The organism is Glaciecola nitratireducens FR1064 (assembly GCF_000226565.1).
Lineage (GTDB): Bacteria > Pseudomonadota > Gammaproteobacteria > Enterobacterales > Alteromonadaceae > Glaciecola > Glaciecola nitratireducens.
Map to the genome: position 1 here is coordinate 1279692 of NC_016041.1, position 25466 is coordinate 1305157.

Below are 25466 nucleotides of genomic sequence, written 5' to 3' on the forward strand. Positions count from 1 at the left end.
GCTTAAAAATAAACCCAACTCAGTAGCGACAACACAATACTAGAGTAGAGAATAGAAACCGGCGTGCCTAACTTAACAAAGTCTTTAAACTTGTAATTAGTGGCACTAAATACGATTAAATTCGTTTGATATCCGTAAGGCGAGATAAAGCTAGCGCTAGCTGCGAAAGCAACGGCGAGTGCGAAGGGCATTAATGGCAGTCCCATTGCGTTCACGATCCCGTAAGCAAAAGGAAACATTAGGGCTGCCGCTGCGTTGTTGGTCACAAACTCGGTAAGCAGTAAGGTCATGACGTAGACTAAAATCAATGCAACGATTGGCGACATATCGCCAATAATAGGTGTCAATTGGTCTGTGGCTAAGGCAATAATGCCGCTGCTCTCAAGCGCTGTAGCTAGACTTAGAGCCCCCACAATGACTAATATTAGATTAACCGGGAGATGGCGTTTTATTTCTCCAACTGATGACACCTTTATTAGTGATAAGCTTGCAGCAAAGAACAGTAGACCAATCGCTAATGGAACGATTGATGTCGCAGCTAAAACAACAGTAATAACAAAGCCGAAAAGCGTAAATGCCTCTTGCCATGGCTTGAGTTTGCGGGTGATTTTTTGCTCCGACACAATAAAAAAGTTTTTAGAAATATTATCTCGGCCTGCAAAGTCAGAGCCAGTTGCAAGCAATAAAAAATCACCGGCTTGCAGTTTTAACTCACCTAATTTACCCGATATTTGTTCGCCGTCTCTGCGTATCGCAACCACCGCGGCATCAAACAAAGCCCTGAAGCCAACTTCTTTTAAGCTTTTATCAATGATAGGCGCACGATTAGATACAATCACTTCAGTTAAATTGTCGCGTAATAGGCCGTCGGCTTCCGCAAACATAGTGAGGCCTTTTATATGGGCGATATTATCCATTTTTTGCACATTGCCAGAGAAGATTAATTTGTCATTTTCTTCGATTACCATATCAGGGGTGACGGGTGACATAACGACATTTCGACGTACTATTTCTACAAGAAATAATTCGGGCAAGTTGCGCAGGTGGTTTTCCTCAACAGTTTTGCCAATTAACTCGGATGCTGCTTCAACATCCGCTTCCAAAAAATAGCTTTGATAGCTGCTTTCATTACTCGCAATGTTAGGTAACAAAGGTGATAGAAAAAACAACAGTACCCCACAAGCTAAACCTGCTGTTAGGCCAAACAAGGTAAAATCGAAAAAGTTGAACCCAGGGTGTCCATGCTCAATCAAGAAGCTATCAACAATTAAATTGGTGGATGTACCAATTAATGTCACGGTTCCGCCTAGTATTGCCGCATAAGATAAAGGAATTAATAATCGGGAAGGGGCATGTAGTTGGTTTTGTTTAATTGGTCCTATAAGACTAGCAACAATGGCTGTGTTATTAAGCAGCGCTGAAGATGTGAATGTAACGGCAAACATACGCCAAAAGCTTTGCGTGAATGATTTTCTTACAATTGCTCTGCCAAGACGTTTTATGAAAGCAGTCTTGTCAATGGAGTGGCTCAGAAGTAAGAGTAACACTAGTGTTACGAGGCCTGTATTAGTGACATTTTTTAGAATTTCTTCAAGCGAAATTTGTTGCGCTAACAGTAATAACAGCATGCTTACGGCAAAAACACTGGAGGGACGTTTATTAGTTAAAGCAAGCCCGCCAATAGTGCCAATAAAAACTACTAAAACGAGAATTTGTTCCCAATTCATTATGTCGCTATCCTATTGTTCTTCTTATTGTTTCTCGCGTTGTTTCGCAATGGATGTTCCTAAAGTAGGCGGTCAGCTGATGCTTTATGATGTACCTTATCCGTTCAAAATTGCTCGTTATCAACTGATTTGTTTGAGTTTTTCTAATGATGACGAAATGTCTAGCCAGCTTCTTGCTTATTAAAACCAAGCATAACCTATTTTTTAGGAATATGAAGTGGCCAGTATAGTCAATTTACATCTTTGTTAGCACATTTATGTTTAGTTGATACGAATAAAAAGGGAATGCAACGACACTCTCGCTGCATTCCCTAAACTTAACTAATTAATGGACTATTTAGCTATTTAGTATTAGCTATTGACTAATGTCGGTTGCGTTCCAATGTGGGAAGTGTTTTCTTACGAGTGAATTAAACTCGAGCTCAAACTCAGAGTACTCATGCGAGCCTCTAATCGCTTCGTTTTCACTAATAATCATACCAGCACCCACGGTACTATTAGTAAGGCGATCGATCATAATGAACGCGCCTGTCTTACGATTTTGAGCATACGGATCGCAGGCAACTTCTTGAGTTAATTTGATGTTAGCAACACCTATTTCATTCAAGTTGAGGTGCAAAGCATTCTTTTTCTCTAAGGTATTCACATCTATTTGGTAGTCAATACTCGACACGCTGCCACTCACTTTCTTAGTTGCAAATTTAAAGCTAAATTGCTTATTTGGAATGAGCGCCTCTTCAGACATCCAAACCATATGTGTTTTGTATGCATTAGACTGCAAGGGCAGTGCATTAGACTTGACGATCATGTCACCGCGAGAAATGTCTATTTCGTCATTTAACGTTAACGTTACCGCATTTGGCGCATAGCCGACCTCTAAATCACCGTCGAAGGTATAAATCGTCTTCACCGTCGACGTTTTTCCAGAAGGTAAAGCAGTCACTGCGTCCCCAGGTTTGATTGAACCCGAAACGATGGTTCCTGCAAAGCCTCTAAAGTCTAAGTTAGGTCTGTTGACATATTGCACTGGGAATCGAAAATCTTGATGCTGCTGTTGCGTAATTTGGATGTTTTCAAGTAACTCCATCAGTAAATCACCTTTAAACCAAGGCGTATTTTCACTGCGCGTAACAACGTTATCACCTTCAAGTGCCGACAGCGGTACAAAGCGAATGTCTGGGATCGTTAGTTGTTTGGAAAATTCCATGTAGTCTTTTTGTATTTGCTCATAAACGTCTTGTCTGTAGTCCATTAAGTCCATTTTGTTAACGGCAACAATAATATGCTTTATACCCAGTAGAGAGACTAAGAATGAATGACGTCTAGTTTGAGTTTTCACACCAGCACGAGCATCAACAAGAATAATGGCCAGATCGCATGTGGATGCGCCGGTAACCATATTGCGCGTATACTGTTCATGTCCGGGGGTATCAGCAATAATAAATTTACGCTTTTCAGTACTAAAATAGCGGTAGGCAACATCAATAGTAATGCCTTGTTCTCGCTCTGACTGCAGGCCATCGACTAACAATGCTAGGTCAACTTTTTCACCTGTTGTTCCACTTTTTACGCTGTCTTTAGTAATTGCCGCGAGCTGATCTTCATAAATCATTTTTGAATCATATAGCAGCCGCCCGATTAGGGTACTCTTGCCGTCATCGACGCTTCCGCAGGTTAAAAAGCGCAGAAGGTCTTTATTTTCGTGTTGGTCTAAGTACGACAATATGTCGGTTTGAAGTAGTTCGTTTTCGTTATTCATGTTAGCAACTTACCAAGAAATAGGGGTTTAAGACTGAGTCTTTTTGGTTGTATCGAAGTGGCGATGCGTCTGCGTCCATTGGATTTTCAACATCTAGGACGGTTACCTTTGCCCCAGCGGCAATAGCAACAGCGTGAGCTGCACCAGTATCCCATTCGCAGGTAGGTCCCACGCGCGGATACATATGGGCTTCTCCACTGGCGACTAGGCAAAGCTTCAAAGAACTGCCCATCGCGACTAATTCATTTTCGCCACCAAGAGCGTCGAGGATTTTGTTTATTTCAGAGCTCTGATGAGAGCGACTTCCAACAATTTTCCATGTCTCGCCAACAGTGTGTTTTTTTGCTTTTATTGGGGATTGAGTACCATTCACTTCACTGTAGGCGCCAACATCCTCTTGGCCAACGTAAGTTTTATCAATCGCGGGTGCGTGTACCACACCAAAGGTGGGCACTCCATACTCGATTAAAGCAATATTTACCGTAAACTCGCCGTTCTTTTTAATGAACTCTTTAGTGCCATCTAATGGGTCGACAAGCCAATACCTAACCCACGTTTTACGCGTAGACCAAGGTATGTCTGCCGACTCTTCAGATAAAATAGGCAAGGGTGATATCGCTTTTAAGCCGTCAACAATGTGATGATGTGCCGCCAAATCGGCGTCGGTCAGCGGGCTGGAATCTGACTTGTCGTAAATGGTAAAGTCTTTATCATAGATTTCCATGATCTTCTTGCCGGCTTGCACCGCAATCTGCTTTACCTTTTCGGCAAGTTCTGGTGTTAAATCAAAACTCGTCATTTATACAAATCCTTTTGTCGACAATAGAGTGAATAATCGTTCCGCCGTTTGTTCTGGCGTTTCGTCTTCGTATGTCAAGTGCACTTCTGGCGCTTCAGGTACTTCGTAAGCGGAATCAATGCCCGTAAAGTGTTTAATATCGCCACTGCGTGCCTTTTTATATAGCCCTTTAGGATCGCGTTGTTCACATACTTCTATTGGTGTATCAACGAATACTTCTATAAATTCGCCTTGTTCTAGCAGCGAACGACAGTATGCTCGGTCGGCTTTAAAGGGAGAGATAAAAGCAGTGATAACAATCGTGCCTGAATCCACAAATAATTTTGCAACTTCACTGATTCGACGAATGTTTTCAACGCGGTCTTTGTCATCAAAGCCTAGGTCACCGCATAATCCGTGACGCACATTGTCACCGTCTAACAAATACGTTTTCTTGCTTTCGGAATACAGTTTTTTCTCCAGCAAATTCGCGATGGTAGACTTTCCGGAGCCCGATAAACCAGTTAACCAAATAACCGATGGTTTTTGATTAAGTGCTTCTGAGCGTGCTTTTTTATTAACGTCGTGTTTATGCCAAACAATATTAGTTGCCATTAGAAGTATCCCTCCATCTTTTTCTTCTCCATCGAACCTGATGAGTCATGATCGATAACTCGCCCCTGACGCTCAGAGGTTTTTGTCAGCAGCATTTCTTGAATCACTTCTGGTAATGTATCTGCTGTCGATTCAACAGCGCCAGTAAGCGGGTAGCAACCTAATGTTCTGAATCTTACTGAGCGCATTTCAGGAACTTCACCGGGTTCCATTGGCATGCGATCATCGTCAACCATGAAGTAAGTACCATCACGCTTCACCACAGGGCGAGGCTTGGATAAATACAGTGATGGAATTTCGATATTTTCGAGATAAATGTATTGCCATATATCAAGCTCAGTCCAGTTAGACATAGGGAACACGCGAATGCTTTCGCCTTTATTTATTTGGCTATTGTAGATACTCCAAAGTTCAGGACGTTGATTTTTAGGATCCCAACGGTGGTTCTCATCTCTGAATGAATACACGCGCTCTTTTGCTCGTGACTTTTCTTCATCACGGCGTGCGCCGCCAAACGCTGCGTCAAACTTATACTTATTCAAAGCTTGCTTCAACGCCACTGTTTTCATGATGTCAGTATGTTTTGCGCTACCGTGAGTGAAGGGACCCACACCTTGGTCCAAACCTTCTTGATTGCTATGAACTAGCAAGTTCAGATTATGCTTCTTGGCAATTTCATCACGAAAGGAGATCATTTCCTTGAACTTCCATTTGGTATCAACATGCAGAAGCGGGAAAGGAATTACCCCCGGCGCGAAAGCTTTTCTAGCCAAGTGAAGCAGTACCGATGAGTCTTTTCCTACGCTGTACAACATAACGGGGTTGTCAAACTCAGCAGCAACTTCCCTAAAAATGTGAATACTCTCAGCTTCGAGCTGCTTTAGGTGAGTAATGGATGGAATTGAGGTAGTCATTTTTGTAACGGACTCCATGTTAAGAGGTTAATATGCTAAAAATCTATATGCATAGAACTTTAGCATATTTAAAACAGATTCTATTATGATAATTTGATATGTCTAATAGCCTATTAATAACCAAAATAACGCACTTGTTACGAAATTGTTATATGCAGATGGGGCGCAGCAATTTGGAGGGGATCGCATAGACGATCATATTTGCTTGATGCAGAACAAGGCGTCGTTGTGGCAAAAGTAAAAGGCGATCCAAGCATTTTTCATATAATTGACTAAATCTTATATAGAGCGTACTTTCTGCTTCCCATAATAATTAAAAAAGAATATTGATGTGAATTTCAGTAAAACATTGACCCACAAAGTAATTATTTCTTTAACAGTCTTATCCGTATTCGCGTGCAGCACCACCTCTCGGATGAATATTGTTTAGCCAGGCGATACGGTGTCATTAATATCAAAACCGGATAATGGTAATAGACAAATATTTGGATTGAGTAACAGTAACGCGATTATGGATGATGCAAAAACGGGAGGTTATTCAGGAGCTACCGCTGGAGCAGTGAGCGGCTTGTTTTGTGGCCCATTTTTCGTTTTTTGTTCTCCTATTTTAGCTGGGATAGGCGCTGCAAGTGGAGCGGTTGTAGGTGCAGCGGTAGGTGCATCAACGGGAGATTCTGATAAAGGAAAGGAGCTGTTTACTAAAATGAATAGCTACTTAATAGTAAACAATCCGCAAGATGAATTTGTGTCAAGCGTTACCGCGTTAGCTGAGCAAAAATATCAAGTTAATGCCTTTTCTGATAAAGAAATTTCAATTTCATTAGAACAGTTAATATTTAATACAAATAGCGATGGCCGTATCATTTTAGCGCTTAGTGCAACGGTAACAGTTAATTATCTTGATAAATTGGGAAGACAAAAAAGCAAGACCAACGATTATGATTACGAGAGTTCACCACAATTTTTAGATACCTGGTTAGAAGGAAGTGATGATTTTTATAAATCAAAGTTAGCGGATGCATACAGTACATTAGCTGAGCACATTGTTAGAACATTGTAGAATTTTTCCCACATTGACTAAGAAATAGTTAATGGTTTTTATCTGAAAGTAGTACCTAAATTCATTTCTACACGATATAAAGTGTAGAGATGAATATGTTAAGCACATTCTGAAGCGTATTAAACGCAATATTAGCTATCATCTTGCTATTTCCGATAGCTCGTCTTTTCGTATCACTATTTAAAATTTATAACCTACGCTGAAAAAGACAATGTTTTTGCTATCCTTCTCTTGCTTTCTAAAAAAACCATCCCCGCTGGCTTCTTGTCCATCAATATGCGCTAAGTCTATGCCAAAAACCCAAGACCTATTGAGATTACCTGCAGGCATGTAGTTGAAATTCAAAGAGGTCACATTTCTGACTGAAACTGTGTATGTTGCACCTAACGAAAAAGAGTCAGCTATAAAATAATCATAGCCTACACTGCCTCCACCCAGTCCAACTGCGCCTCTAAAATTGCTTTGTGATTCTTTATAGGATAATTGATAACCGACCAGTCCCCCATATTGAATTCCGAAGCCGGTAGCATGTTTATATTCACCACTATTGGCAACCGGTATGAATAAAAGCGAGCTAAGTAAAATGAGTGTTTTAATTTTTGTATTCCCTATAAAAATTGTTTAGCAATAACGTAAAGTTAATAGTGAGGATATTTCCTTATTTATGCTTTTTTGAAACTCACCTAAAAAGCAAAAAACATAAGAATTTTAGAAGCTTAAACAGGAAATGAATATAACCCTAAGAGTGGGGTAGTAGACAACGTAACACGGTAATTAAGTTATTAGTACTAAACTTAACGTGACTGAGCAAAAAGAGATAGCTGAGCTGAAATTAAGGTCATCCTCAGGTTATTGAATTCTCTTATGCACTAAGTTACACAAGTATTGTTGTTTAAAACAGAGGTAGGTAATTGGTGTTCTGTGGTTAATAAACTGCAGATGGCGAAGCGCCTAGTTAGCCAAGCTCATCCAGCTTCTCTTCAGCCCAAACACCTGCGGTTTCATATTCTTCGAGGATGTTTGTATAAGGAATATTTATGCGTTCGCAAGTCGCCTCCATTTGCTGCCAATCACCTTTTTCGAAGTGCTGACAAAGTTCAATGCAGTCGGCGAGCCAGCCCTGCTTTTTAGTTAGCGCTGATTTAATTTCTTCACTTAATGGTAAGTCATTGATAACGGCAATGAGGTCGGCGTCTAGCATTGCATCTACCAACGACAGCATGCCTGTCAAAAATGCCGATGAACTATTGTTTCGTTGTGAGCAATAGGGCGCTATGAGCTCACAGAACTTGGCACGCTGCATCGACAGTCGAATCAGTTCTTGCGGTTTATCACCGCTGAATTGTGCAGAAAACAATAAACCAACGAAGCGTTCGAGTTCAGTTTTGCCAAGCACTAAAACGGCTTGTTTAATGGTTTTAATTGGATTGCGTCGTTTGAACATCGCCGATTGCGTATAGCGTAATAACTTAAATGAAAGCGTTACGTCTAGTTCAAATAGTTTCGTAATCTCTTCAAAATCGGGACTTTCCTCAGCGACTTTATTCATTAAAGTGGCAATCGAGGTCTGTCCTGGTGTTAAGGTAACGCTCTTGATCACTTCTGGATAGCTAAAGAAATACCCTTGGAAGTAATCAAATCCAAGCTCTACAGCTTCTTTAAACTCTTTGTTGGTCTCAACTTTCTCGGCCAGTAACTTAATGTTTGGGTATTTCTTGACTGCGGCAATGGTTTCATAGATTTCTTGTGGGGTGCTCTCGAGGTAATCAATTTTAACAATATCAATCAGCTTATAGAAAGGCTCCCATCTACTATCGTGAATAAAATCGTCTAGCGCCAGCATATAGCCTTTTTTGTGCAAACTGTGCAGGGCGATATAGAGCGCCTTGGTAGGTTTCGCTGTTTCCAATATTTCAATCACCACTTTTTGTTTTGGAAGCAGCTCAGGGTAACCACCAAGGAGCGTTTTTTCAGTAAAGTTGATAAACGCCAACTTACCGTCAGAAATGCGGTCAAGGCCCAAATCAAACTGCAGGCTTTCAATCATCTTAGACGTCGCTTTTTCTTGATCAACGTCAGGAAAGACGTTTTCCAAGCTAGTGCGAAAAAGTAACTCATAACCAAATAATGATTTACTCTTATCTAAGATAGGCTGGCGCGCCGCGAAAAATCCCATATTTTAATTTGTGGCCTTTTAAATTATTTTTGGCTTTCTATTGCATACTTATCGGCAAAAGATGAAAAAAGTGTGCGAACTTTTTCATTTTTTTCTGGTTTTATCAACGATATTGCAACAATAACAAGGCTTGAGACAATGAACCCAGGGATAATGGCATAAAGTTCAGGGTAAATAGAACCTCCATTTTCACCTAAAGGTGCGTAAATCCATACCAATACTGTCGCCGCACCACTTAAGATACCACCAATTGCAGCAATACGACTCATGTCTTTCCATAGTAAAGAGAACAGAACGAGCGGACCAAATGCCGCGCCAAAACCGGCCCATGCATTACTTACCAAGGTCAATATGCTGCTGTTCTCATCGTAAGCAAGCGCAATGGCAACAGCCGCTACTAACGCAACGCATATGCGCCCTATAACAACTTGTTTGTGCTCGCTACACTCTTTGTCAATAAAAGTAACGTAAACGTCTCTAGTTAGTGAACTAGAGGTAACCAATAATTGTGACGAAATTGTACTCATAATTGCAGCTAATATCGCTGCTAGCAAGAAACCGCCAACGAGAGGGTGAAACAACAGCTGTGAAAGCGTGATGAAAATAGTTTCAGGGTCATCTAGTGATTGGCCCGTTGCATTCATATAAGCTAGGCCAAATAGACCAGTAGCTGCGGCACCGAAGATAGATACAATCATCCAAGACATACCGATTCGACGAGCAGCCGGCATTTCTTTAATACTAGAAATAGCCATGAATCGGACAATGATATGCGGCTGTCCAAAATAGCCTAAGCCCCATGACATTAACGACACAACGCCAATAAATGTAACTGTGGCGCCAGTGCTTGCATCGACAAATAAAGACAGTAGATTACTATCTGTTTTTGATAAAACGTCGAGTGTATTGCCAATGCCGCCAAGTTCAAAAACGACGACAGTAGGTACCAGAACTAAAGCAATAAACATGATAATGCCCTGCACGAAGTCAGTTAAACTGACAGCCATGAAGCCACCAAACAAAGTATAACAAACCACCACACCAGCGGTAATATATAAGCCAACTTCGTAATTGTAGCCAAAAGATGATTCAAATAATTTGCCGCCAGCAGCGATGCCAGATGACGTGTAAAGTGTGAAAAATATGATAATCACGATAGAGGCAATAATTCTTAAGGACCGACTTGAGTCAAAAAAACGGTTTTCAAAATAATCGGGCAGGGTAATCGCATCTTTTGCCAGCTCAGTGAATACTCTGAGTCGCGGGGCAACAATAATATAATTTAACCATGCGCCTAAACACAATCCGAACGCTATCCAAAGAGATGAAGCTCCCGACAAGTACATTGCGCCTGGAATACCAAGAAGCATCCAACCACTCATATCAGAGGCACCTGCTGACAAGGCCACAACAGGAGCGCTTAATTTTCGCCCGCCCAGTAAATAGCCCGATGATGTATCTTCGTTTTGTCTATATGCGTAAACGCCTATCCCAATCATTGCGATAAAATATATTGCCAAGGATATTAGGGTGCCAGTTTCCATATTGCTCTCTATTGTTATTATTCTTTTGTTGATGGTAACAGATAAGGCTGTTTAAGCTCAACTTGTCATAAGGAGCGGAGTAATACTGTAATTTCACAGTATTTATAAAAGAGAGTCAGAAAATTACTTTTGTCGATAAAAGCGGGTGTAAAAAAAACCGCAATGTATAAGCAATTGCGGTTAATAAGATGGGAGCTTTAAGTTCTAAAATCTAAATGAGCTTTGGGCTACTTGTTGAAGTTGTGCTACATCATCTCTGTCGTTGCCAACAATAATGATTTTTGCTGATGCTAGTAAGAAGGAAGTACCAACAAGTTCATCATTACTAAACTCTTCCTTTAAGTCTTGGCTCTTGCTCTGCGGCACCACAAAAAGAGAGAGTAAACCTTTTTCGCCCTTTACTATCATGTGCAGGCTTCTGATCGTATCGAGGTAGCAGTAATTAGCAGATACAACTTCGCCAATCTCCTCAGACAATGTACCGTTGAAGGTCGTCATCTTTTCGTTTAAGGCTTCTTGGCTTACGGTTTGGCTACTCATGGCAAGTTCTTTCGCCATATACTCGTGACTAACGTGCGCAAATACATCGTTTACTAAACCGCTATTGCCGGCGAATAAGGTCATGTAAGATACGCCCACGACCATTGCTACCGAGGCTGCTATTGCCACGTACCAAGGACGCTTTTGACGTTTTTGAGTAAACTCATCCATACCTTGACGCAAAATTAGCTTTTCAGCAAAGTTCTCTGGTATTGGTATATTCATTGCTTGCGCTAACTGCGCGTCCATAGCTTTAACTTCGTCCCAAAATGCTTGTTTTGCTGGGTCATCTTTAGCCGCCTGAATAACATCGGGATCGGTTGTGTTTGGCTCAGCATAAATGGTGCGACGGAATGATAGTTCATCCATTTACCTGTTCTCCTTTTGTTTGATCGCCTAGTAAGGCTTCTTTAATTTGATTTCTAGCTCTGAATAATCGTGTCATTACTGTATTTTTATTTAGATTAAGTTGTTCGGCAATTTCATCACCGCTAAAGCCCATTAAAATTTGCATCATTAATGGTTCTCTATATTCTTCACTGAGATCACCTATGATCCTCCGTAACTCACGATGCTCCAGCACCACATCACCAAAATTGATTGGATCGGCAACAGAGACATCATCAATATCCACAAGATCAAACTGCTTGCGCTCGAAGCGTCGCGCGTTCTCTCGACGCAAAATGGTGATTAACCATGACTTGGCCGCGCCTTCATCTTTAAGTGAGTCGAGTGACTTCCACGCGCGAAGAAATGTTTCTTGTACTACGTCTTCAGCAATCGCTTTGTCTTTTATCAACCACATTGCATACCGAAATATATCTGCATGCAGCGCCTTAACAAGGGCTTCATATCGTTTTTGTTTTTTCATCATGTCAGTAGAGACCGATGAGCTTAGATTTTTATTTCGCAAAAACATGAATATTCTTCTTTTTATCTCCTTTCGCAAGATTACGCGATTTAAATGGATTGTTCGAACAATGATTTTTTAGCTATTGGTGTGATGGACATTTGCAGTAAAAAAGACGAAAAAAAATCGCATAAGCAAATGCTATGCGATTTTTACCATTTTTCACTTCAACGATAGTTTGAGACCATCATATGGATGCTACATGGATGCTACTTTGAAGCAGCAATCCATTTATTGACGTTCTCTTCTAATAGGGTCAGTGGTACCGGACCATCTTTAAGGACTGTATCGTGGAAGCCGCGATAATCAAACTTATCTCCCAGCTCGGCCTGAGCCTTGTCGCGCAGTTCCATTATCTTGATTTTGCCAATCATATAAGCGGTTGCCTGACCTGGCATCGCGATGTAACGCTCGATGGCTTTAACAGAGTCTGCCTCAGGGTTTGGCGTGTTATCAATTAGGTATTGAATAGCCTTTTCTCGACTCCATTGCATTTCGTGAATACCAGTGTCGACCACTAATCTGCAAGCACGCCATAGCTCCATTGCTAGGCGACCGAAGTCAGAGTATGGATCAGCATAAAAGCCTATATCCTTGCCGAGTTCTTCGGTGTACAAACCCCAGCCCTCAGTGTAAGCAGTAAAGGATACATATTTCTGGAATTCAGGAATGCCGTCGAGTTCTTGTGCGATAGCTCGCTGCATGTGATGTCCTGGAATGCCTTCGTGATAGGCTAGTGCTTCCATTTGGTAGGTTGGCATGCTGCGCATATCAAATAAGTTCGCATAATACGTTCCTGGTCGACTGCCATCTTTTGATGGGCTCTGATAAAAGGCTTTGCCCGCAGATTGTTCACGGAATGCCTCGACACGCTTCACAACCATTCGTGCTTTTGGTGTTAGACCAAAATACTCAGGCAGCTTAGCTTCCATTTTATCAATGAACTCTTTGGCTTCCGTCATGTAACGTTCGCGTCCTTCATCTGAGTCAGCATAATAAAATTGGTCGTCGTTTCGCATGAATAAAAAGAAATCCTGCAGACTGCCTTCGAATTTCACTTGTTTCATGATTTCACGCATTTGATTGTGTATGCGGGTAACGTTATCTAAGCCAATCTGATGCACTTCTTGCGCGTTCAATTCAGTGGTTGTGAACCAATTTAAACGGTTTTGGTACCATTCGCTGCCGTTAGGTAGGCGCCAAACACCGTCGCCTTCGGGCGTCAGCAAGCGCTGTTTACCAAGTTCTTGTATTAACTTTTCATAAGCGGGTTTCACTGAGCTTAACAATGCGGCATTGGCATCGGTGATTAAACCAGACTTTTCAGCGTTACTGAGTTCTGTTGCATCGAGCTTCTGCTTAAAGTCGGCTAATATTGTTGAATCTTCCGGCCTTTCGGAGAAAGGGTTGCCTTTGACAACATTCGCTGCCGCCTGCATCATTTGATCGTAGGACCACGCTGGTGGCATGACGCCAAGCTTTTCGCGCACTCTGAGCTGTGCAATAACTTGGTCAAACAAAGCTTCTACTTTATTTAAGCGGCTAATGTAGGCTCTCGCGTCTTCCTCATTCTCAATGCGGTGAATATTAATTAGGAAACTTGGAACAGTGGTGTGCCAAGCGCTGAACTGATCCATAATATAGGTGTGATGTCTAAACTCATCATTGGCAAGTTTGCGCTTTAAATCAATTTGATAAATATCTAAACTCAACTTTTCTGAATCATTAAGAGTGCTTACATCAAATTCGCTCGCTTGTTTTAGGCGAGTTTCCATAAGGGTGCGAGTTTCATCGGCATTCGCATCTGAAAAGTCACCCCACTTGTCATAATCCCACTTGATACCCATGTAGCTCTGCGTCATAGGTGAGCGTTTGAGGTCTGTTTCACGGCTTTCAGCAAAGAAGGCCGCTAGTCTTTCGGGTTCCGTCTTGGGTGCTTTTGCAGTCTCGGTTTGAGCTGGCTGCGCGTTTTTGTTTTCAGTATTCGATGCAGGGCTGCACGCCGCCATTGCAATGACTAAGCTTGATACAGCAAATAGTTTTGCTGGTGTGCTTATTTTGACTAGTCGTTTCATTATGTCCCTCTTTTTATATTACTCGTTTATAAAGTCGTTATTGTTTTATTATTTTATTTATAATAGCGAATTGCGGTTTAGCTAATCCACATGTTAGCAGTGGTTCAAGTATCTAACTTAAGACCCCTTATGTTTTTGGGTACAAGCCAAACTGGTCCCTGAGTTCGTGCTTTTTGTCCATCATACTTTCTCTGAAAGACGCCAACGCCAAAATCAACTCTTCGCGCTGCCACGAAGCTTGATTCGCGCCATATGTGCTTTTCATCATGGTATTGTACTGCGCAGCGCACTCGTTTGCATTCATCGCTTCAAAACACTGGTTAATTGAATGGACAGGGCGTTCAGTTATAACGCTTAACCACTTTTCCAATGTCTTGTTTGTCTCTTTCACATCGCTTAAGTCTATTGCTTTTTGCAGTCTTTTCCACAATGCAGTCTCATCGGCGGTGCTCTCTACGGGACTGATTTGTTTCGCATCATCATTGCGTTTATTGGTGATAATGATCACGCCAAAGATGCTCAAACTCACCAGCCAAAGCGCGAATAAACTGATATGAAGCCAGTCAATTCTAAATTCGTCGGATGCGGTATTTGCTCCCGATAACGGCGGTTGTGAAGTTGCTATTGCCGCAGGTTTCTGGTTGATCGGAGAAATAGGCTCAATATTTGAAACCGCGTCCTTACTCGGGGGCAGCACTTCAACAGAGCGGGCAGGCAGCTTTGCATACTCCGTTTGTTTGGTCACGACATTGAACCAAGGCACAACCACTTCGCCCAGCACAAACTTGCCAACTCGATTTGGAATGATAGCTTCACTTTGAATCTTTTGCGCAAACAGCACGGTACCTTTATCTACCGTAGTGGTGCTTGCTTGATCCGGATATATTTTGAAGTCCGGTGGATACATACCCATAATTTCTGGCAATTGTTCCTCAACTAAGCCCGCCGCAGTTAATGTAATAGTGCGAGTAATAGGCTGCCCTAATACAATACTTTTTGGATCTTGCTGCCATTCTTCATTTAATTGTACAAATTCGCTGGGTAACCAATGATCTTGATAGTTGTCGGGGATGGGCAGCACCGTTAACTCAATATCAGGAGCGACCCGGTTGATGGGTTTTGTGCGACTAATGAATCCAAATGATTGACGAGAATCAGTGACCGCTTCACCATTGAATACTGTGCCAGAAATCGAGAATGAGCCACTCGATTGTGGAATAATCGCATAGGTTCGTTCGATAACGCGGTAGCGGACACCATTTTGAAAGTCTTCGTACTCTTTATCTTCACCCACTTGTTTGATAATTGCGTTGTCCAATTCTGGCGCTTGTAAAGAGCCTCGTTGGATGTCTTTCGCCATAAGAAGCTTGGTGGTGTATTTGATTTGTTGCTGCAAATAAACCGTTGTCATATCGACGTTAGCAGTAACATAAAAATCGCGAGCGGCGGCGCCTTGACCATTGCCTACCGGAGTCACAATAACGTCAAACGCTTTGCTTTTTTGTCCGTCCATTTCAAATTCAGGAATAGTAAAAGTCCCCACTGATTTTGGAAACAGCTGCGTTACCCATGTCGTTGTTTTGGTGGTATTGAAGTTAATCGAGCGCGTTGATTGACTAATTGACGTACTCGACATGCGGAAGTCTTTCTCTAGTGATGATAAATCAATTTGACGAGACGTGATTTCGCCTTCCGCACTAATAATCAGTTGAACGGCTTCATCTATCATGATGGGATTTTTATCTACTGACACTCGTAAGTCAGTAATTTTAGCTATTGCCGTGATAGGTGCCAAAAGCGCGACAGTGCTAAAAAATATCACTAAGCAAAAATACCAAACAGAGTTGTGTTTCATTACTACCAATCCTTCTTATTCGGCCTTGAGAATCTCTCAAGTCGTCTTTTTTGTGATTCTAAGAGCATTTTTCGTTGTAACAAAAACGCAGGGTCATCAGGTATTTTGTTCATCAACATTTGCATGCGCTGCATCTGCTCTTTTTCTTCTTGCGTCATTTCTTCAAGCGGCTTCTGCTGCTGCAGATTACTTTTTTGCTCAACACCTTCGGCATTTTCGCCATCTTTGCCCTCTTCAGGCTCTTTACCCTCAGCTTCTTTAGATTCCTCCTCTGATTTTTGCTGTTCAGATTGCTTTTGCTCGTCATCGCCTTTGGTATTTTCGGAATCACTTTCATTTTGGTTTTGTTCGGAGTCCTGCTGCTCACCTTGCTGTTGCTCGCCCGACTGTTGCTCTCCTGATTGCTCTTCCTCATTTTGTTCGCCGGACTGTTGTTCGCTGTTTTGAGGATCGCCCGATTGCTTGTCTTGACCGTCCTGTTGCTGACCGTCTTGCTTCTGTTGTTCTTGTTGCTGCAGCAAATCTTCGACTAACTTTTTATTTGCCATCGCATTGGTGTGGCCAGGACGCTCCTTCAGAGCCTCATCGTACTTTTCGATGGCTTGCTCTAATTGTCCTAAACGGGCTAATGCGTTAGCTTGGTTATATGCTGATTCGGCGCCCGGAACCTTTTGAAAAGCCTCTAACGCAGCTTCGTAGTCTTGGTTTTTATAGAGGGCTGCACCTTTCCACATTGGATCTGCAAATATACTGCTCGCTTTGTCAAATTCTTGTTTTTTAAACGCTTCAATGCCTTGTTGATCGGCATTTTTAAAAACCTTGCTAAACCAATCGTTCGATTCTGTGCTTTGTTCTTCGGCAATTTGCTCATTAGCATAGGAGGGCTCTGCTGGCATCATCAGCACTGCGCTTAGTACTATCACTAAAAGCCCGCGTCTAAACGCATAGGCAGCAAATGGCAGAATAATTAGAACGATAAATGCGCCCATGTCTTGCCATTGGTCGCCTTGCCCAATAATGTCTTCGTTGACTTGTTCTTGCGCAACTGTGAGGGAAGTGAATTTCATGTTTTGTATGTCACTATCATCACTCTGCATCGGCGTGTAGCGCCCATTGGTATTGCCAAGGACTTGTGAAAAGTAACGACTATTGAGAACAGGCAATACAATATTCCCTCTAGCGTCCTTCATAAAACCGCCATCCAGCATCTTTATTGGAGCGCCTTTTTGCGTGCCCACTCCAAGCACAGAATAACGGTAGGGCGACTTTGCAATATGATCTTGAAGTACGTCGACATCGTCTAATTCAATACCGTCGCTGATCCAATAGATTTCCCCTTTATTGTAGCCTGCCGATAATAATAATTGTTCAGCTTGCTCCATTGCATATAAAGGCTCGCTGCCCATTATGGGCATTATTTCAGGCTGTAAGCTAGGGATCAAAGTAGTAATGTTGGTCACGTCCGACGTAAGCGGGCTGATTGTAAACGCGTCTCCAGCATAGACCACTAAACCAACTTCGCCATCGTCAAAGCTATTGAGTAAATCAATCGTTTTAAATTTTGCGCGAGTGAGTCGATCCGGCTGCAGGTCGGTGGCACGCATTGACATCGACATGTCCAAAATGACCACCTTTCCTGTTGATACTTGGTAAACCGGCTGGGGTAATTTTTGCCAAGTTGGGCCCGCCATAGCGATGCTCGCTAAAAGCCATCCCAGTCCCACTAAATAGAACGGCGGTTTGTAAGATTTTTTATCCTTAGCAACAACTAAATGCTTGTATAAATGGCTTGAGACAATGCCTTGCCATCCGCTCTGTTTACTAGAAATTTTAGTTAGCAACAGCGCAATAACAAGCAGAGGGACGATGGCTATGAGCCATTCTGGACGAATAAAATGAAATGCTTGCCAATCGATCATTTTTGGTCTCCAGAAGCACTATTCACAGCGTTCTCTGCCGGTTGAGTTGTTGATTTTTGTAAATGTGTGAAGGCGTGTTTAAGAAGATAAAATAAAGCATAAAGCGCACTCAGTATGATAGCGACCGCTAGAGGCAGATAGAACAACGCGGTAAGTGGACGCAGTTTTTGTCCTTCCCCTGCAACAGGCTCAAGTCGATCGAGCGTTTCGTAAATGGCCTCTAACTCTTGAGTGTCGCGTGCTCTAAAGTATTGTCCGCCAGTTGACGTGGCGACATCTACTAAAAGGCGTTCGTCCAGATCTTGTGATGGATTAATAGTGCGACGGCCGAATACGCTTGCAATCTCTTGCACTTCAGCACCGAGACCAATGGTGTAAATAGTTACGCCTTTATCAATGGCTAACTCTTTGGCTTCTTCAGGTGTGATATTGCCGGCTGTATTTCTGCCGTCGGTTAGCAATATTAGCACTCTGTTGGACTCTTCTTTATCGTCAAAGCGTTTTACTGCAAGACCAATAGCGTCGCCAATTGCAGTGCGTTCACCCACTAAACCTAAAACAGATTCGTCAAGAAGCGTTTTTACTGTGTCTCTGTCAAATGTGAGCGGCGCTTGAAGGTAAGCCGTATCGGCAAATAAGATTAATCCTAAGCGGTCTCCAAGGCGTCTTTCAATGAAGTCTTTGAGCACAAATTTCGTCATAACAAGTCGATTTACTGCTCTGCCGTTGATGCGCATGTCATCTTGTTTCATTGATCCTGAAAGGTCCACTGCAATCATAAGATCACGTCCTTCGTTTGGAATAGAAACGGGTTCTCCTAACCACTGCGGTCTTGCAGCAGCTACGACTAAACAAGTCCATATTAGTGTCGCTAAAAGTAGCCGAGACGTTGATTTTTTTTGACTTTGATCGGCGTGGCTTTGCACTTTCAAATAATTCGGTACAAGTAATGCCGCGCTCTCACTAGTAGCCTTGCGAGGCGTAACGAAATAGATAAGCAGTGGAAGTGGGAGGATCGCCAGCACCCACAACCAAGCGAACTCAAACATGTTGAACTCCTTGCTTATTAACACGTATCGGTTTAGACCTTGATATTTCAGTCGCGGTGGGTGGTAAGCAGTGTTTTATCCAAAGCGTAACTGCCTGCTTAGCGTCATCCACATGAATACTTGGTACTTTTGTGTATAAACTAGATTCAAGTTGAGCAAGTTGTGCTAGAGATTTATCATCAATTTTTTTAGTGTGCTTTGCTTGGTCTTGCAAAAATTGCTGCCAAGATCCACCTTGTAAGCTGTTGATTTCTTGAGAACCAAAATAATGCATAACGGCACGGCGTAAAACTGCGTGCAGGCTGACTAATGCTTGTGGTTCATTATTCGTAATGTTGTTAACCGCTTTTAACGCTTTGCGTTGAAATTTATGCTTGCGAGTGTACGCTACAACAAACCAAGAAATACCGGCTAGTGCCAATATTGCGACAACGATAACAACCCACCATCCCCAAGCGAGCGGCCATATCGAAGGTGTTTGCCCTAAGCTGACATCAGCAAGGTTTTCCAGTGCTGCTTCAAGGCCTGGATTAGCTTGTGCATTGACATCTAAAATATTGTTAATAAGGTCATTGGTGAGAGAGGTCACAATAGTTCCCCCATATCACGCTGATTCAACTGCTGCTCGATAGGATAAGCTGATGATATTGTTCTCAATCCAATTGCGTATCGAGCAAATAGTTGTTTAATACCCTGAAAGTGAGAAGCCTGCTGAGCTTGATACTTCTGGTTGCTTGCTGCTTCACCTAAATTTACCTGCTGACGCTCAATACCATTAGTGATGGTTAATGTCTGCTGCACGGCAGAGTTCGGCAATGAGATTTCCATTGGGTCGTTTACTAAAATAGCTTTAACTTCACAGTGGCGAGCTATATTACTAATAACCGCCATTGATGCATTATTTAGGCCGTTGAAATCGCTAATTAAATAAACCAATGCGCCGGGTTTTGCTAAATATTGAAGACGCTGTGTTGCTTTTAAAAATACGCTTTGCGCATCGATTTGTAGTGCTTCAAATTCCGGCTTATGTACATCCACTAACGTTTGTATCAAGGACAACGCGCTTTTTGCTTGGGCTTTTGGCTTGAGCTCAATATCTTGCGTGTTGTTGAAAATAACGCCGCCGACTTTATCGCCGCGCTGAATAGCATTCCAAGTTATCAATGAGGCAAGATGGGCTGCTTGTACCGATTTGCATAAATAGGCTGTGCCAAAGTACATAGATTGGGTAAAGTCAGTGAATACGAAGACGGGCCTGTCACGCTCCTCCCTGAATACTTTTGTGTGTGTCTTTCCAGTACGAGCAGTGACGCGCCAGTCAATGCTGCGGATATCATCACCGGGCTGATAGTGCCTAGCTTCATCAAATTCCATCCCTCTGCCTTTGATCTTGGAGCGATCGCCACCCGACAGAGCACCAGCGATATCGCGACTCGGGCTTAAATTAAGCAAATGAGACAAGGAACGATAGGACAACAGTTCCGGCAGACCAATATCCACGCCATTAGTTTTATATTTTTCTAACCATAGCTGAATATCTTTAGGGGTTACTGCGTTGTTCTTATTTAATTCATTATTAACCATGAGCGACATCAATCATTCTCAATTTATAGTCATCGCGTTTAAGCGCTGCACTAATTAATAGGGACGAACCTAATAAGGCTTTTTTTACCAAGAAATTGCTTAACAAAGTGTCACCTGACAAAGAATCACCCTACAGGAACAAGTTGAACGATTTTATCGAGAACAGCGTTGGCATTAATTCCTTCTGCTTGCGCTTGGTAGCTCAGTATGATTCGGTGCCTGAGCACATTGTGTATTACTGCCTGCACGTCATCTGGACCAACGAAATCTCTACCATTGAGCCACGCATGTGAGCGAGCACACCGTTCTAAGGCTATCGTAGCACGAGGGCTTGCTCCAAATTCAATCCACTGCGCCAATTCTGCGTCGTAACTTTCAGGGCGTCGGGTCGCCATAATGAGCTGTACTATATACGTTTCCAAAGCCGGTGCTAAATGCATCTGCATTATTTCAGTTCTTGCTTTTGCAATATCGCCTTGCGTTAGTTTTCTAACGATAGGCTTTTCTGTTTTTATTGCCTCGCCTCGAGTAAGACGTAAAATTTCTAATTCGGTCTCTGCTCCTGGGTAGTCAATTTCAACGTGCATTAGAAAACGGTCGAGTTGTGCCTCAGGGAGCGGATAAGTGCCTTCCTGTTCCAGTGGATTTTGCGTTGCCATTACTAAAAAGAGCTCAGATAATTTATAAGTTGTGTTACCAACGGTAATTTGACGTTCAGCCATAGCTTCAAGTAACGCAGACTGTACCTTCGCAGGTGCTCGGTTAATTTCGTCGGCTAGCACTAAGTTGTGAAACAATGGGCCTTTCTGAAAAATAAACTCACCCGTTTCTGGACGATATATATCAGTTCCCGTTAAATCTGCGGGCAGTAAATCGGGCGTGAACTGTACTCGATGAAAGTCAGCCTCGATGCCGTCTGACAATGCATTAACAGCTCTCGTCTTTGCAAGTCCTGGAGGACCTTCAACAAGCAAATGACCGTCTGCTAACAGAGCAATAAGTATGCTCATTGTGAGAGAGGGTTGTCCTATGACTTGGGTGTTTAAATGGGCTTGTAATTGCTTAAACTCTTCTACTGCCATGGTTGATTTAGCCTTTGTTACGCTGCTTACATTATATTGAGTTGTCTATGCTTTTGTTTAATCGACTGTTACGCTGAGCATCGTTTCGATTCTCTGCTAGTCTTATATGTGGATCTATCTTAAAAATTCAACTTTTCGACTCGTAAATTTATGATTGGTTCTGTACTTTTTGTTTACGTTAAGAAATATAGCGGTACATATAAGGGTATTTTGGCGCTGATATTTGCGGTTTTCACGTGTAAAATTTGAATTTTACCGTTTATTTTGCCACAATGCACACTAGAGGTCTGACCAGAGGTCGTTGCTAAGTATTTTTGCAACGACTCATTTATAGCCACAGGATAATCTATGTCACTTAATCAAGTTTTAAAAACTCAGCAGGGCGATAGGATCGCCATCGTTGCTGGACTGCGCACACCATTTGCTAAAATGGCAACCGATTTTCACGGTGTTCCTGCTGTAGATTTAGGCAAAATGGTAGTGAATGAGCTAATTCATAAACATAATATTGACCCCGCTATTATTCAGCAAGTTGTTTATGGTCAAGTTGTGCAAATGCCTGAAGCGCCAAATATTGCGCGCGAAATTGTGCTGGGCACAGGCATGAATGTTCACACCGATGCATACAGCGTATCGCGAGCTTGCGCGACCAGTTTCCAGTCAACGGTGAATATCGCTGAGTCAATGATAGTGGGTAATATCGATGTCGGCATTGCTGGTGGTGCAGACTCAACATCAGTATCGCCAATTGGTGTGTCTAAAAAACTGGCACGCGCACTTACTGATTTACAGAAAACGAAAACGCTTGGTCAAAAACTGGCAGTCCTCAAAAAGTTAGGTTTAAAAGACTTACTGCCTGTGCCTCCAGCAGTTGCTGAGTACTCAACGGGTTTATCAATGGGACAGACTGCCGAGCAGATGGCAAAAACTCATGGCATTAGCCGCAGTTCGCAGGATGAACTGGCGCATCGTTCACATAGCCTTGCCGCGCAAAATTGGGAAGCCGGTAATTTGGATGGCGAAGTCATGACTGCTTATCCAGAGCCCTATAAAAAAGCGGTTTCAAGAGATAACAACGTGCGCTTCGATTCAAAACTAGAGGGCTATGCGAAGCTGCGCCCGGTGTTCGATAAAAAACACGGCACGGTTACTGCTGCTAACGCGACGCCTCTCACCGATGGTGCTTCAGCAATTATTATGATGACTGAGAGCAAAGCCAAAGCATTAGGCTATCAGCCAATTGGTTATTTGAAGAGCTATGCTTTTGCTGCTATCGACGTGTGGGAAGATATGCTCATGGGCCCATCATACGCTTCTCCAATGGCGCTAGAACGCGCTGGGATGACATTGAACGACTTGACCTTAATTGAAATGCACGAAGCCTTTGCTGCACAGACCTTAGCGAACATCAAAATGTTTGGCAGTGATAAATTTGCAAAAGAAAAGCTGGGCAGAGACAAAGCAACCGGCGAAATTGATATGGATAAATTTAACGTCATGGGAAGTTCGTTAGCCTATGGACATCCATTTGCCGCTACTGGTACTAGAATGATTACACAAATGTTGAACGAACTTAACCGCCGCGGCGGTGGAACCGGTCTATTAACTGCTTGTGCGGCAGGTGGCTTGGGTGCAGCAATGATAGTGGAGACAGAATAATGGGTGCATTTACCTTACAAAAACGAGAAGACGGTATTGCCATTTTAACTATGGATGTACCGGGCGACAGCATGAATACGCTGAAAGCTGACTTTGGCGATGAAGTTACTGCCATATTGGACGAAATCGAAAACGATGATGCCATTCGCGGTGTCGTAGTTGCTAGTGGTAAAAAAGATTCATTCGTGGCGGGTGCCGATGTCACCATGCTTGCGGCCTGCAATGATGCAGACGAAGCTGAAGAATTGTCTACTTCTGGTCAAAGACTGTTTGATCGCATGCAGGATATGAAAAAGACCTTTGTTGCTGCTATTCACGGCCCTGCTTTAGGTGGTGGCTTAGAGCTTGCGCTCGCTTGTCATTATCGCGTTTGTTCTGATAGCCCGAAAACACAGCTGGGTTTGCCTGAAGTGCAGCTTGGTCTATTACCAGGAAGCGGCGGCACACAAAGATTGCCAGCACTCATTGGTATTCAACAAGCAATGAAGATGATGCTGACTGGTGCGCCAGTGCGCGCAAAACAAGCCAAGAAATATGGCATTGTTGACGACATGGTTCCGCAATCAATCCTACTTGATGTTGCGATTGAAATGGCGAACAAAAAAATCAGTAAGCGTGTGTTGAAAAAAGACATGATGGCAAAAGCGCTAGAGAATACTTCTTTCGGACGCAACATATTGTTCAAAAAGGCGCGTGAACAGACGCTGTCTAAAACATTAGGGAATTATCCCGCACCTATGTACATTATTGATTGTATAGAAGCAGGCACAAATGATTCACGCAAAGGCTACGCTACTGAAGCCCGCTTATTTGGGCAGCTAGTGATGACACCAGAATCAAAACAACTGCGTGAAATTTTCTTTGCGACAACCGACATGAAGAAAGAGTCAGGCGTTGATGGTGTTGCAGCTGTTAAAGTGAAAAAGATTGGCGTGCTAGGCGGTGGATTAATGGGTGGTGGAATTGCCTTTGTAACGGCGACTAAAGCAAAAGTACCTGCACGCATCAAAGACATCAATCCAAACGGCATTGCCGGCGCAATACGCTACAGCTATGACATTTTGAATAAGAAAGTGAAAAAACGTTTCATGTTAAAAACTGAAATGCAAAAACAGCTTTCCCTGTTAAGCGGCTGTTTGGATTACAGTGGTTATCAAAACAATGATATGGTCATAGAAGCGGTATTCGAAGACGTCAAATTGAAGCAAAAGATGGTTGCTGATATTGAGGAACACTGTAATGAACATACTGTTTTTGCATCGAATACGTCGTCAATTCCAATTGCTGAGATTGCAGCCGAAGCGAAGCGTCCTGAAAATGTGGTGGGTTTACATTACTTTTCACCAGTAGATAAAATGCCTCTAGCTGAAGTTATTCCTCACGCTAAAACATCAGATCAGACTATCTCAACTACCGTTGAATTTGCAAAGCGTCAAGGTAAAACGCCTATCGTGGTAAAAGATGGCGCAGGCTTCTATGTGAACCGTATTTTAGCGCCTTATGTGAGTGAAGCGGGCTTTATGGCAATAGAGGGACAACCACTTGACTCTATTGACAAAGCGTTGATGAAGTTTGGATTCCCAGTAGGGCCGTTTAAACTACTCGACGAAGTAGGAATTGATGTCGGCACTAAAATTATTCCAATTTTGAAAGGGCAGTTTGGAGAGCGTTTTAATGCACCAGAAGCCTTTGATAAATTACTCGAGAATGATCGTAAGGGTAAGAAAAATAAGTCTGGTTTTTATGATTATGATGCTAAAAATGCTGGTAAACACATCGATGATTCCGTTTACAGATTATTGGGCATAACACCGGAGAAGAAGTTTTCAGCCGACACGGTGGTAGAACGCTGTGTGCTCATGATGCTCAACGAAGCAGCACTTTGTTTGCAAGAAGAAGTAATTAGAAACCCGCGAGATGGTGACATCGGCGCTATTTTTGGTATTGGCTTCCCGCCATTTTTAGGCGGACCTTTCCGTTATATGGACACCTTGGGAATTGAACATGTGGTTAGCCGTTTAGAGCATTATGCCGAAACTTACTCAGAGAAGTATCAGCCCGCTGAAATATTGTTAACAATGTGTAAAGAAGGTAAATCTTTTTACTAAGTAATTGTTATTAAAGTGTAAAAAACCGAGCTTAGTCTCGGTTTTTTTATATCATATTACAAATTTAGCGCCTATTTATGCAGCAGTTTGGTATACTTCGCTTTCGTTTTGA

General features: G+C 42.5%; 20 protein-coding genes. 3 read left to right on the top strand and 17 right to left on the bottom strand.

What is annotated here, in order from left to right:
- Positions 1–2 precede the first annotated feature (2 nt).
- The 5 genes from GNIT_RS05630 to cysD all read right to left on the bottom strand — a co-directional run bounded on the left by GNIT_RS05630 (position 3) and on the right by cysD (position 5793).
- Positions 3–1727 (bottom strand): SLC13 family permease, encoded by a 1725-nt coding sequence (locus GNIT_RS05630; protein ID WP_014108186.1) that lies wholly within the window; start codon positions 1725–1727, stop codon positions 3–5.
- 355 nt (positions 1728–2082) lie between these two features.
- Positions 2083–3486: a sulfate adenylyltransferase subunit CysN gene (cysN, locus tag GNIT_RS05635; protein ID WP_014108187.1), complete on the bottom strand. Its 1404-nt coding sequence runs from the start codon at positions 3484–3486 to the stop codon at positions 2083–2085.
- 1 nt (position 3487) lies between these two features.
- On the bottom strand, positions 3488–4285 hold the full coding sequence (gene cysQ, locus GNIT_RS05640) for a 3'(2'),5'-bisphosphate nucleotidase CysQ (protein WP_014108188.1): 798 nt from the start codon (positions 4283–4285) through the stop codon (positions 3488–3490).
- Complete coding sequence (gene cysC, locus GNIT_RS05645; protein ID WP_014108189.1) at positions 4286–4879, bottom strand: adenylyl-sulfate kinase; 594 nt, start codon at positions 4877–4879, stop codon at positions 4286–4288. It abuts the gene before it with no gap.
- Complete coding sequence (gene cysD, locus GNIT_RS05650; RefSeq protein WP_014108190.1) at positions 4879–5793, bottom strand: sulfate adenylyltransferase subunit CysD; 915 nt, start codon at positions 5791–5793, stop codon at positions 4879–4881. Before cysD ends, cysC begins: the two co-directional genes overlap by 1 nt.
- Positions 5794–6304: 511 nt before the next feature.
- On the opposite strand from cysD, the gene GNIT_RS05655 reads away from it, so the two are divergent.
- Entirely contained in the window at positions 6305–6853 is a 549-nt protein-coding gene (locus tag GNIT_RS05655) for a hypothetical protein (protein ID WP_148261692.1), read from the top strand.
- 180 nt (positions 6854–7033) lie between these two features.
- Here GNIT_RS05655 and GNIT_RS18155 read toward each other — a convergent pair whose 3' ends face one another.
- The 12 genes from GNIT_RS18155 to GNIT_RS05710 all read right to left on the bottom strand — a co-directional run bounded on the left by GNIT_RS18155 (position 7034) and on the right by GNIT_RS05710 (position 21587).
- Positions 7034–7198 carry a hypothetical protein gene (locus tag GNIT_RS18155; protein ID WP_158307649.1) on the bottom strand — a complete coding sequence of 55 codons (165 nt, stop codon included), beginning with the start codon at positions 7196–7198 and terminating at the stop codon, positions 7034–7036.
- Positions 7199–7808: 610 nt separating this feature from the next.
- Positions 7809–9029, bottom strand: coding sequence for an EAL and HDOD domain-containing protein (locus tag GNIT_RS05660; RefSeq protein ID WP_014108193.1), 1221 nt, complete (start codon positions 9027–9029; stop codon positions 7809–7811).
- A gap of 23 nt (positions 9030–9052) precedes the next feature.
- Complete coding sequence (gene putP / locus GNIT_RS05665) at positions 9053–10573, bottom strand: sodium/proline symporter PutP (RefSeq protein WP_014108194.1); 1521 nt, start codon at positions 10571–10573, stop codon at positions 9053–9055.
- A gap of 204 nt (positions 10574–10777) precedes the next feature.
- Positions 10778–11482: a DUF3379 domain-containing protein gene (locus GNIT_RS05670; RefSeq protein WP_014108195.1), complete on the bottom strand. Its 705-nt coding sequence runs from the start codon at positions 11480–11482 to the stop codon at positions 10778–10780.
- Positions 11475–12032, bottom strand: a complete 558-nt coding sequence (locus GNIT_RS05675) for a sigma-70 family RNA polymerase sigma factor (RefSeq protein WP_014108196.1) — start codon at positions 12030–12032, stop codon at positions 11475–11477. Before GNIT_RS05675 ends, GNIT_RS05670 begins: the two co-directional genes overlap by 8 nt.
- Before the next feature lie 200 nt (positions 12033–12232).
- A complete protein-coding gene (locus GNIT_RS05680) occupies positions 12233–14098 on the bottom strand; it encodes a DUF885 domain-containing protein (RefSeq protein WP_014108198.1) in 1866 nt (621 codons plus the stop codon).
- Between the two features lie 127 nt (positions 14099–14225).
- Positions 14226–15953, bottom strand: a complete 1728-nt coding sequence (locus GNIT_RS05685; RefSeq protein ID WP_014108199.1) for a BatD family protein — start codon at positions 15951–15953, stop codon at positions 14226–14228.
- 2 nt (positions 15954–15955) lie between these two features.
- The gene (locus GNIT_RS05690) at positions 15956–17872 is read right to left on the bottom strand and encodes a vWA domain-containing protein (protein WP_014108200.1); all 1917 of its coding nucleotides are present in this window, start codon (positions 17870–17872) and stop codon (positions 15956–15958) included.
- Positions 17869–18921, bottom strand: a complete 1053-nt coding sequence (locus GNIT_RS05695) for a vWA domain-containing protein (RefSeq protein WP_014108201.1) — start codon at positions 18919–18921, stop codon at positions 17869–17871. The genes GNIT_RS05690 and GNIT_RS05695 overlap by 4 nt, the downstream gene beginning before the upstream one ends.
- Entirely contained in the window at positions 18914–19510 is a 597-nt protein-coding gene (locus GNIT_RS05700) for a DUF4381 domain-containing protein (RefSeq protein WP_014108202.1), read from the bottom strand. Before GNIT_RS05700 ends, GNIT_RS05695 begins: the two co-directional genes overlap by 8 nt.
- Entirely contained in the window at positions 19507–20514 is a 1008-nt protein-coding gene (locus GNIT_RS05705; protein WP_238526944.1) for a DUF58 domain-containing protein, read from the bottom strand. Before GNIT_RS05705 ends, GNIT_RS05700 begins: the two co-directional genes overlap by 4 nt.
- Before the next feature lie 116 nt (positions 20515–20630).
- On the bottom strand, positions 20631–21587 hold the full coding sequence (locus GNIT_RS05710) for an AAA family ATPase (RefSeq protein ID WP_014108205.1): 957 nt from the start codon (positions 21585–21587) through the stop codon (positions 20631–20633).
- 348 nt (positions 21588–21935) lie between these two features.
- On the opposite strand from GNIT_RS05710, the gene fadI reads away from it, so the two are divergent.
- Together fadI and fadJ are read left to right on the top strand one after the other, a co-directional pair.
- Positions 21936–23246: an acetyl-CoA C-acyltransferase FadI gene (gene fadI, locus GNIT_RS05715; RefSeq protein WP_014108206.1), complete on the top strand. Its 1311-nt coding sequence runs from the start codon at positions 21936–21938 to the stop codon at positions 23244–23246.
- Positions 23246–25354: a fatty acid oxidation complex subunit alpha FadJ gene (fadJ, locus tag GNIT_RS05720; protein WP_014108207.1), complete on the top strand. Its 2109-nt coding sequence runs from the start codon at positions 23246–23248 to the stop codon at positions 25352–25354. Before fadI ends, fadJ begins: the two co-directional genes overlap by 1 nt.
- The last annotated feature ends 112 nt before the right edge of the window (positions 25355–25466 follow it).

Bases quoted from the DNA above. Each gene is read 5' to 3' on its own strand.
- GNIT_RS05630 (WP_014108186.1), bottom strand. From the start codon at position 1,727: ATGAATTGGGAACAAATTCTCGTTTTAGTAGTTTTTATTGGCACTATT.
- cysN (WP_014108187.1), bottom strand. From the start codon at position 3,486: ATGAATAACGAAAACGAACTACTTCAAACCGACATATTGTCGTACTTA.
- cysQ (WP_014108188.1), bottom strand. From the start codon at position 4,285: ATGACGAGTTTTGATTTAACACCAGAACTTGCCGAAAAGGTAAAGCAG.
- cysC (WP_014108189.1), bottom strand. From the start codon at position 4,879: ATGGCAACTAATATTGTTTGGCATAAACACGACGTTAATAAAAAAGCA.
- cysD (WP_014108190.1), bottom strand. From the start codon at position 5,793: ATGACTACCTCAATTCCATCCATTACTCACCTAAAGCAGCTCGAAGCT.
- GNIT_RS05655 (WP_148261692.1), top strand. From the start codon at position 6,305: ATGGATGATGCAAAAACGGGAGGTTATTCAGGAGCTACCGCTGGAGCA.
- GNIT_RS05660 (WP_014108193.1), bottom strand. From the start codon at position 9,029: ATGGGATTTTTCGCGGCGCGCCAGCCTATCTTAGATAAGAGTAAATCA.
- putP (WP_014108194.1), bottom strand. From the start codon at position 10,573: ATGGAAACTGGCACCCTAATATCCTTGGCAATATATTTTATCGCAATG.
- GNIT_RS05670 (WP_014108195.1), bottom strand. From the start codon at position 11,482: ATGGATGAACTATCATTCCGTCGCACCATTTATGCTGAGCCAAACACA.
- GNIT_RS05675 (WP_014108196.1), bottom strand. From the start codon at position 12,032: ATGTTTTTGCGAAATAAAAATCTAAGCTCATCGGTCTCTACTGACATG.
- GNIT_RS05680 (WP_014108198.1), bottom strand. From the start codon at position 14,098: ATGAAACGACTAGTCAAAATAAGCACACCAGCAAAACTATTTGCTGTA.
- GNIT_RS05685 (WP_014108199.1), bottom strand. From the start codon at position 15,953: ATGAAACACAACTCTGTTTGGTATTTTTGCTTAGTGATATTTTTTAGC.
- GNIT_RS05690 (WP_014108200.1), bottom strand. From the start codon at position 17,872: ATGATCGATTGGCAAGCATTTCATTTTATTCGTCCAGAATGGCTCATA.
- GNIT_RS05695 (WP_014108201.1), bottom strand. From the start codon at position 18,921: ATGTTTGAGTTCGCTTGGTTGTGGGTGCTGGCGATCCTCCCACTTCCA.
- GNIT_RS05705 (WP_238526944.1), bottom strand. From the start codon at position 20,514: ATGTCGCTCATGGTTAATAATGAATTAAATAAGAACAACGCAGTAACC.
- GNIT_RS05710 (WP_014108205.1), bottom strand. From the start codon at position 21,587: ATGGCAGTAGAAGAGTTTAAGCAATTACAAGCCCATTTAAACACCCAA.
- fadI (WP_014108206.1), top strand. From the start codon at position 21,936: ATGTCACTTAATCAAGTTTTAAAAACTCAGCAGGGCGATAGGATCGCC.
- fadJ (WP_014108207.1), top strand. From the start codon at position 23,246: ATGGGTGCATTTACCTTACAAAAACGAGAAGACGGTATTGCCATTTTA.